Annotated in this window: 7 protein-coding genes; 4 read left to right on the forward strand and 3 right to left on the reverse strand. The window is 60.6% G+C overall.

The window, feature by feature from the left end; genetic code table 11:
- Positions 1-174: 174 nt before the first annotated feature.
- The 4 genes from VGY55_24795 (at position 175) to VGY55_24810 (ending at position 4865) form a co-directional block, all read left to right on the forward strand.
- Complete coding sequence (locus VGY55_24795) at positions 175-2070, forward strand: alpha-L-arabinofuranosidase C-terminal domain-containing protein (GenBank protein HEV2973208.1); 1896 nt, start codon at positions 175-177, stop codon at positions 2068-2070.
- A 23-nt stretch (positions 2071-2093) separates the two neighbouring features.
- On the forward strand, positions 2094-3032 hold the full coding sequence (locus VGY55_24800) for an N-acetylglucosamine-6-phosphate deacetylase (protein ID HEV2973209.1): 939 nt from the start codon (positions 2094-2096) through the stop codon (positions 3030-3032).
- A 28-nt stretch (positions 3033-3060) separates the two neighbouring features.
- Entirely contained in the window at positions 3061-3798 is a 738-nt protein-coding gene (locus VGY55_24805) for a glucosamine-6-phosphate deaminase (GenBank protein ID HEV2973210.1), read from the forward strand.
- Between the two features lie 107 nt (positions 3799-3905).
- Positions 3906-4865: a hypothetical protein gene (locus VGY55_24810; protein ID HEV2973211.1), complete on the forward strand. Its 960-nt coding sequence runs from the start codon at positions 3906-3908 to the stop codon at positions 4863-4865.
- A gap of 487 nt (positions 4866-5352) precedes the next feature.
- Here the strand turns inward: VGY55_24810 and VGY55_24815 are convergent, their stop codons facing one another.
- The 3 genes from VGY55_24815 to VGY55_24825 form a co-directional block, all read right to left on the reverse strand.
- Positions 5353-8145 (reverse strand): sulfatase-like hydrolase/transferase, encoded by a 2793-nt coding sequence (locus VGY55_24815; GenBank protein HEV2973212.1) that lies wholly within the window; start codon positions 8143-8145, stop codon positions 5353-5355.
- Positions 8146-8286: 141 nt separating this feature from the next.
- Positions 8287-8718 (reverse strand): PIN domain-containing protein, encoded by a 432-nt coding sequence (locus VGY55_24820; protein HEV2973213.1) that lies wholly within the window; start codon positions 8716-8718, stop codon positions 8287-8289.
- Positions 8696-8956, reverse strand: a complete 261-nt coding sequence (locus VGY55_24825) for a hypothetical protein (protein HEV2973214.1) — start codon at positions 8954-8956, stop codon at positions 8696-8698. The genes VGY55_24820 and VGY55_24825 overlap by 23 nt, the downstream gene beginning before the upstream one ends.
- Positions 8957-9259 lie beyond the last annotated feature (303 nt).

Genomic DNA, 9259 nt, shown 5'->3' on the forward strand with positions numbered 1-9259 from the left:
CCCAACCCGACGACATGGCGGGCACGGCCGTCTGGCTCGCAAGTCGCGCAAGCGACTATGTGACTGGGGCGGCGATTCCGATCGATGGCGGATATTCTTCGGTGATGTGAAACCATCGGCAGGCCAATGCCTTTACCACAAAGAACACTAGGGGCACGACGACGAGGGCTGATTATGAATCAAATTCGTGCGATTATTGCAGTCGTTGTGTTTTTGGCCCCAATCGCGAACGCAGCCGAGCCGGCCGCTGCGATCAAGATCGACGCCGGCAAGGTGCTCAATCATGTGACGCCATTGATGTACGGCTCCTGCATCGAGGACGTGAACCACGAAATCTTCGGCGGCCTTTACGCGCAGATGATCTTCGGCGAGAGTTTTGAGGAGCCGCCGGCAAAAAACTCGACAGACGGCCTGAGCGGCATGTGGGACGCCGTCCAAACTGGTGAGGCGACCCCTCGATTCACGTGGGACGCTGACAGGCCGATCAACTCCGCGCGCTCTCAGAAGATTGAGTTGCTCCGCGGCGAGGGAACCGTCGGAGTTGCCAATCGTGGGTTGAATCGCTGGGGTCTGACGTTTCGCGAAGGACGCACGTATTCGGGCCTGCTCTATCTGCGGCAGATCGGATACGATGGCGCCGTCACCGTGGCGCTGCAAAGCGCCGACGGCAAACAGAACTACGCCGCCGAGCGGCTCGCCCCGATCGGCGCGGATTGGAAACGCTACGAGTTCAACTTGAAATCGAGCGGCGCCGACACGAATGCCCGCTTCGCCGTCTGGATCGACAAGCCGGGCGCCTGTTGGGTCGATCAAGTTTTCTTGAGCGGCACTGGTGATGAACTTTTCCACAATTTACCGATCCGCGGCGACATCGGCCGGATGCTTCAGGATCAGGGACTCACCGTGCTTCGCTACGGAGGATGCATGGTCAACGCGCCCGGCTATCGCTGGAAGAACATGCTCGGCAACCGCGACCGCCGGCCTCAATACAAAGGCTGGTGGTATCCGCAATCGACGAACGGCTTCGGAATCGAGGAATTCTTGCAGTTCTGCGAGGCGGCGAAGTTCGAGAAGGTGTTTGCGATCAATATCGAGGAATCGCCCGAGGATGCGGCCGACATGGTCGAGTATCTGAACGGCCCGGCGACGAGCCAAGGGGGTGCGCGGCGTGCCGCGAGCGGCCATCTCGAACCCTATCGCGTCAAGTACATCGAGATCGGCAACGAAGAGACGACCGGCAACCACTACCTCGAACGCTTCAAGTTGCTCTACGAGTCGATGCACGCTCGCGACCCGAGCATCCAATTCATCATCGCCGCCTGGTGGGAGCCGGATAATCCGGCGGCGCGGCGGATCGTGCAAGAGTTGGACGGGAAGGCCGCGCTGTGGGACGTTCACATCGGCGGCGACGACTTGCGCGAGGGCCGCCGCACCGATGCGCTCTTCACCCGCATGGAAAAACTCGTCCACGATTGGGCGCCGAACTCCAAGCTCAAAGCTTGTGTGCTCGAAGAAAACGGCGGACGGCACGACGTGCAGCGGGCGCTCGGGCATGCCTGCGTCCTGAACGCGACCCAGCGACATGGCGATTTCGTCCTGATGGATTGCCCGGCCAATTGCCTCCAGCCTTGGAAGCAAAACGACAACGGTTGGGACCAAGGGCAGGTGTTCTTCACAAGCGGCCAAGTCTGGGCGATGCCGCCGTTCTATGCTCAGCAGATGGCCACCGCCAATCACTTGCCCTGCCGCGTGGCCAGCGAAGTGAAATGCCCAAACGATGAACTCGACGTGACCGCCACGCGGGGCGAAGACGGCTCAACGCTGGTGATGAAGATCGTCAACATCGGCGATCATCCGCATCGAGCGAGCATCGAGATCGCTGGGCTCGGCCCCGTCGATCCGCACGGCGAAATGACTTCGCTTAGCGGCAAGCTGAAAGACGTCAACCTGCCGGACTCGCCAGATCGAATTCGGTCGATCCGATCGTCGTTCGAGCACGCCGGCGAGCGGTTCGACTACGAATTCCCCGAATACTCGTACACGGTCCTCAAGCTAAAGCGAAAGCCGTGAATCGGAAGAATAGGGCGCCGATCGTGCAGCCTGAACCTGCCTATTTCGACTTGCAGCTTAACGGCTATAAAGGGATCGACTTCAACGGCGACGATCTCTCGGCCGCCGCCTTGCATGAGGCTTGCGAGCTGCTGCGGGCCGACGGCGTCGGCGGTGTGTTGATCACAATCATCACCGATGCGCTCGATCGGATGGCGGCTCGGCTGACCCGAATCGCGGCGATCCGAGTTCAGGACGAGGTCGTGCGCGAAGTCGTCTGCGGCGTCCACATCGAAGGGCCGTTTCTTAACGAGGCGCCTGGCTATGTCGGCGCCCATCCGCCGGAGCACGTTCAGCCGGCCGATCTCGAGCCGATGAAACGGCTCCTCGACGCGGCGGGCGGGCTGACTCGGCTCGTCACTTTGGCGCCCGAATGCGATCCGGGAATGAGGGTCACGCGGTTTCTTTCTTCGCAAGGCGTGATCGTTTCCGCGGGCCACAGCGATGCGAGGCTCGATCAACTCCGCGCGGCGATCGACGCCGGCCTGTCGATGTTCACGCATCTGGGAAACGGCTGCCCGCTGCTCCTGCACCGCCACGACAACATCATCCAGCGCGTGCTGAACCTAAGCGATCGGCTGTGGGTCTGCTTCATTGCCGACGGCGTTCACGTAGCCTATCCCGCGCTCGGGAACTATCTGCGTTGCGTGGGCCCGGATCGAGCGATCGTCGTCACGGATGGGACCGCGGCCGCCGGGCTGGGTCCGGGGCGCTACACGATCGGCTCGCAAGCGATTCTCGTCGGCGAAGAGCTGGCTGCCTGGGCGCCCGATCGTTCGCACTTGATCGGCGCCACCGCTACAATGCCGCAGGTCGCCGCCAAGCTCGAACGCGATTTGAGACTGTCGCGCGAAGCCATTCTGCAATTGACTTCAGTCAACCCGCGACGAGCGTTAAAAAAGCCGATTGGCCAGGGGACTTGAAGCCGGAAATGGACGGAAATGAACGGAAATGAATGTCGTCGTCTGTGAAAGCGTGAAGGAGCTGGGTCGTCGAGCGGCTGTCGATGCCGCGGCCCGGCTGAGCGCGGCGATCGCCGAGCGCGGCGCCGCGAATATGATCGCCGCCACGGGCGCTTCGCAATTCGAAGTGCTCGCCGCGCTCGTCACTGCTGAAAGACTCGATTGGCCGAAAGTCACCGGTTTTCATCTCGACGAGTATTTGGGCCTCCCGGCATCGCACGCCGCGTCGTTCCGCCGCTATTTGAAGGAGCGATTGGTCGATCGAGCGCCGTTTCGTGCGTTTCATTACATCGACGGCGAGGCTGACGCCGTGGAAGAATGCCGGCGCGTGGGAGAATTGATCGGGCGGAATCCCATCGACGTCGCGCTGGTGGGGATCGGCGAGAACGGCCATCTGGCGTTCAACGATCCGCCGGCGGATTTCGATACGGAAGAGCCGTATCTCGTCGTCAATTTGGACGACGCCTGCCGCCGGCAGCAATTCGGCGAGGGCTGGTTCCCCACTTTCGATGCCGTCCCGTCGCGGGCGATTAGCATGTCGATCCGGCAGATCATGAAGTCGCAGGCGATCGTTTGCAGCGTTCCCGACCGGCGCAAGGCCGAGGCAGTGTGCGCGGCGCTCGAAGGCCCCGTCACGCCGCTGGTGCCGGCCTCGATTCTGCAGCGGCACCCATGCGCGAAAATATATCTTGATCCACCGGCCGCCGAGTTATTGCGTGGCAAGTAACGCAACTCGCAGACGGAACTCGCAGAGGTTGCCTTCGAGCGCATAGCGCGAATACACTGTAGCAATCGGTGGGCCCTGGATGAAACCCAAATCGCGAGCACGGAATCATGCGCAACCATCGGCGAACGTACCTGAATTGCCTCATAGCGGCATCAATCGCTTGCGGCTTAGCCGCACCACGAGCCGCCGCCGAAGGTGGCAACGCGATCTTCAACGACCTGTTGCAGCGCGGCGTCCCGTTCGGCGGAAACTTTCGGAAACTTCGCACGCCCACGCTCCCGGACGGACTCAACGCGGCCGCTCAGCAACAGGCGATTGCCCCCATCTTGCAGCTCAAGCCCGGAGCGAAGCCGACATTCAAGCAATTCACCGACAGCAATCTGAACGCGCCGCACGTGCTCGTGATCGACGATCTCGCACCGCCCTTCGGCGGCGCGAATCAGCCGGGGCACAGCATCGACTTGTGGTTCGTCGTCTGGGGCGACCTGGATAAAATCATGGCCCCGGCCTTTCTCAAGGCCCAGTTTCAGCCCGATTCGAAAGATCGCATCGACGCGCTCAAGCCGGAAGAGTTGCCCAGCGAAATCAAGGTCCAGCAGATTCCCGGCGGCAAGGATTATTTCGCTCACGGCCAGTTCACGATCTTTCCGAACGATCAGCGATTCCGAGTGGCCGCGACGGCCCATGCGATTCAAACACTCAATCAGGACTCTGGCACGCTCGCGGCGCTCATCGATCCTCGCTTCAATCAGAATGCCAAGTTCCCGAACGAATGTCGCCCCGTGCTGCGCGGTGCCAATGGGAACGTTCTCTCGGACCCCAAGGGTCAGCCGCAGTTGGGCCAGCCTGCGCTCTACACTTCCGCCGGCGGTTACGTGAAGATCACCAAGCTCGCGCAGCCGGCCGGGGCCCTGTTCGTCGAATACCACCTGGTCTACGACGAACCGGCAGCCTGGTTCGGCGGCAACCCGAACTCACTCCGCAGCAAGCTCCCCACCAAAACCGGCGACGACGTCCGCGCCTTCCGCCGCAAAGCCAAAGCGGCCAGTGCGGAAGAGAAGAAGTAGGGGCGCCGGCGCCGGAACTCCCCGCCGCGAATTGAAAGAGGATCAGAACAATTCAATGAATTGTTCTGGCCGCATTGTTGCGCACCACCCTGGACGAATCCCGTTGTTGCCCAGGCCCGGAGGGCCGAAAAGTAATAACCAAGATCGTCAGATCATGGTTTACGATCGCGTCGAATGCATCTCGAGGTCCGAAGGACCGGCACGGAGAAGCGAGTCAGACCGACGAGTAGCGCTGTCGCACGGCGTGCAACGTTTCTCGAGCAGCGCGGTACGCTCAGTTCTTACGAGGCGGGAGTGCCGGTCCTTGGGACCTTGGAAATTCGACCTCGCGGTATCGGATCCCGATCTTACGATCGGGCCTATTTCCTGACGGGCCGTCCGGCCCTGAAACTGCGATTCGGTTCGCAAGCGAACCGGATAACGAACGACCTCCGTCCTCCGATCTCTGACCTCTGACCTTCGTCCTTGGTGTCTTGTAGAGACAAAACTAATCGCTCTTGCTCGCCGGCCACGCCGATTTCAGCTCGCATACGGTCAACGACAGGACCTTAAGATTGCCGTCGGAGAACAGTTCCAGCCCGGCATTCTCCGGGTCCGGCAGGAAACACGAACTCATCGATACCTTGCCATCGTTGGCAAAGACTTCGATCGACGTGCGGTCGATGAGCATGCGGAGGGTTATCCGGCCGCTTGTGGCATCCAGCTTGGCCTCCCTGCCACGACAGGTCAGCGCCCTTGTCTCGGCCGAATACGTTACGGCTTCGCCTCTGCACTTGATGCCAAACCTTTTCGCGCCGGCGAGGTCTACCTGCAACTGGATATCGAACAGATCGCCTGAAACGTTCTTGAGAAGATTATCGCCTGGCTTGATGGTCGTGTCTTGCCAGGCGTAATTCTTTTCATAGATGCTCTTGATCTCTCCGACCGGCAGTCGGCAGATCCGAAGTCCGTCGGGGAACGAGCGAAGCGTCAGATCGCAAGGAAAGGTCATCTGCTGGTTGAAGGGCATCTCGGGATAGCGTCCTCCGCGCATCCACGCGATTTGGACTCGTCGCCCTGGCTGGCCGTCAATATCGCCCCAGGATTGAGTCGCGTAGAAGTTTGCCCCGAGGTCGCAGGGGAGTTGGCTGGTCTCCGGCGTGAACTTGGCGCCATCGAATTCTCCGATTGAGTATTTGCCGTTGCCGCGCACCAGCACCCATTTTTGTCGATTTAGGTCGCCATCGACCGGCAATTGAAACATATCGGGGCATTCGAACGAATCGGCGATTGCATACTTCTGGTCCTTCCACTCGAGCAGATTCTTCGAGGTGAAGAAGCGGTAGGCTCCTCCGTCGGAGAGCACCATGATCCAGCGCTTGTCCGGCTCATACCAAAAGACCTTCGGATCGCGTTCGGGATGGACGATGACGGGGTTCTTGTCGTATTTTTTCCAGGTGCGGCCGCTATCCAGGCTGTAGGAAATGCACTGGCTGCGGTTGTCGCCGCCGGCCCAGAAGGCCACCAGCGGCGGCGTCTTGGCGTCGGGCGCAAGTCCGGACGTGTTGTCTTTGTCGACGACTGCCCCGCCCGATTGCACACCGGCGCCGAAGCGGCCGTCTTCGCAGAAGGCGGGCTGGAGTTCGGTCCAATGGACTAGGTTCTTGCTCACGGCATGGATCCAGCACTTGTCCCAGCGCTGGGCGAAAAGGTGGTAAACACCTTGGAAGTAGATAAGGCCGTTCGGATCGTTCATCCAACCCTCTTCGCGCTGTCCGGGATTCAGCTTGGATTCGGTCCATTGCCGGGCCGAAAAGTGAAATTGAGGGCGGTATTTTTCCTGGTAGAGGTCGGTCCTCGGCGGGGCTTCGATACTTGACTGCTTTCTTGGCGCGGGCTTGGGCACGTCGATCCCCAATTTCTTTTGCCAGTCGAGCAACTTCGCTTTCAGCTCCGCGAATTTTTCCGGCATGGCAGCGATCAGGTTTTGCGTTTCATCCGGGTCTTTTTTGATATTGAACATCTCGAAGTGCCCGTCGCGATAGATTTCGACGAGCTTGAAGTCACCGTCGCGGCAAACGCCGCCGGCGCGGTCTGGCCAGGGTGCCGTGTCGGCCGGATAATGCCAGAATAGCGGCGCAGGGCGGTTGAGCTTCAGCTCGCCGCGCAGCAGCGGGACCAGGCTGGTGCCGTCGATTTTCTGCTGCGCGGGGATTTCCGCGCCGGTGATTTCGGCGAAAGTCGGATAGTAGTCGATGGTCAGCGTCGGCTGATCGCAGACGCTGCCGGGCTTGGTCACACCGGGCCAGCGAACGATCTGCGGGTCGCGAATCCCGCCCTCCCAGACCTGGCCTTTGGCGCCGCGCAGCCCGCCGTTGTTGGCAGTGCGTCCGTCGCCGCCGTTGTCGGAGAGGAGAAACACGACGGTGTTGTCGGCGATGCCGAGCCGATCGAGCGTGTCGAGAATCTTGCCCAAGCCGGCGTCGACGCGCTCGGCCATCGCGCCCATGTAGATATTGTCGGGCTGGCCGAGATGGTGCTTGTTGTCGAACTTCTTGCTCGAGCCGGGGCCATGCTTCGCGTCGTATTTCCGCCGATATTTCTCGACGAGTTCCGCAGGCGCGTCGAGGTCGGCATGGACCGCATACTCTGCGTAATACAAAAAGAACGGCTGCCCGCGGGCATGAGCGCGCTCGATGAATCCGACCGCCTCGTCGCTCAGCCGATCCGGCAAAAACTCATGCGGCGTGACTTCCGGCAGCGTGCGAATCTTGTCGAACGGGAAAAAGTAATCGCCGTCGGCGATGTACTTCGTTTCCGTGCCGATCACTTCGTCGAACCCGAATTGCTTCGAGCTGCCTTTCGGATTCTGGAAATGCGTGTCGAGGTGCCATTTGCCGATGTGGCAAGTGAGGTAACCGGCGACGGAGAGCATTTGGTTGACGGTGTACTCTTTATTCGGATCGAGATAGGTCGGCGAGTTGTAATCCAGGTAATCCTCGATGCCCGTCCGATGCGGGTATTGGCCGGTCATCAGCGATGCCCGCGTCGGCGAGCAGGTGGGCTGGCAGTAGGCCTCGGTGAATCTCATCGCCGTGGTCGCGAACTTGTCGATCCGCGGAGTCTCGTTGAACGTGTTGCCGTAGCACCCCAGCTCGCCCCAGCCCAGGTCGTCGATGAGCATGAAAATGATGTTGGGATGCTTGGCCGGCTGGATCGCTTGGGCTCGCGCCGCTGAAGCCGCGAGCATTGCAACAGCCATCGGCACGGAGACGATCCATTTGAGTTTGCAAGTCGTCATGGCAGCACCCTCGCTAACCACTTTCATTCCTCTGGACGGACGAATTCGCCTCGATCACGGCAATCACTTCCCGGTCCCAGGCGACGACGAAATCGACGAACTATCCAAAGGGGCTCGTCAGGAGTGGGCATGGCGGACATCCTACGGCGCCGCGCTGACGGCAAAGGGATTGATGACCGTCACGCCGTCGTAATTCTGCCCGGCGTTCAAGTCTTCACTGAAAACCGCGCGACATCCCATCTGCTTGGCTGCCGCGAGGATCGTGGCGTCCCAATAGCTCAATTGGAATCGCTGCTGAACATCGATGGCGGCGCGAAACAGTGCGGCGGTGAGGTCGAGGGTCGGAAAGACGAGCCACGTTTCGACTAATGCGGCGGCCGCGGTTGCGGAAAGTTTGAAGGGTCGCTTCGCCGAAGTGGCGTTGACGAAGAACTCGGCCGCCACTTGAACCGACCAACCCCACCGCTCCGATAGCAACAGTTGCTGCGCGCGCTGCCGCTTGGAGACCGAGGCGGGATCTTCGTCAATCGTGTACAGCAAAACATTCGTGTCAACGGAAATTTCCGCGTTCATGCAACTGCTCGCGCGGTATTCGGGGTGAATTGCGGAACCCCTTGACGGTCCCGAACAGCTCTCGCATCCGATCGCGCGCGGCGGCCAAGGCTGCCTCGTCCCGACGGCTCTCTTCGTCCTCGGTACGCTCCTTGGGGCTGATCGTGACCTCGACCTCGGTGCCCGGAGCGAACGGCACTCCTGCCACGCGAACCTGTCCCTGATCTTCCACGGTCGCGGACGTTTCGTAAGTATGCATGGCAACTTCTTGGTCGGATGGACTGTCCTCCATTGTCGCCGCGGACTGCGGCACGGGCAAGCTCCATTGCATCGCCTTCCGCGCTCTCGGGTGAGCGTCTCGATTGTTGGTGGAAAATCTGCTCTGTTGGAAGGAGTGTTGCAGAAGGGGGGTGCCCCCGAATGAGGGCAGTGCGATGGCTAAGCAGATCGAAGCATTGGAGTTGGACCTGACATCGGAGGAGGAAGCGGCGGCGCAACGGATTTATGGGTTGCTGAAGGAGAAGGCAGATCGGCAATTGATGAGCATGGCTCGGATGCTGGC

The organism is Pirellulales bacterium, from assembly GCA_035939775.1.
In the GTDB taxonomy this organism is placed as follows: domain Bacteria; phylum Planctomycetota; class Planctomycetia; order Pirellulales; family DATAWG01; genus DASZFO01.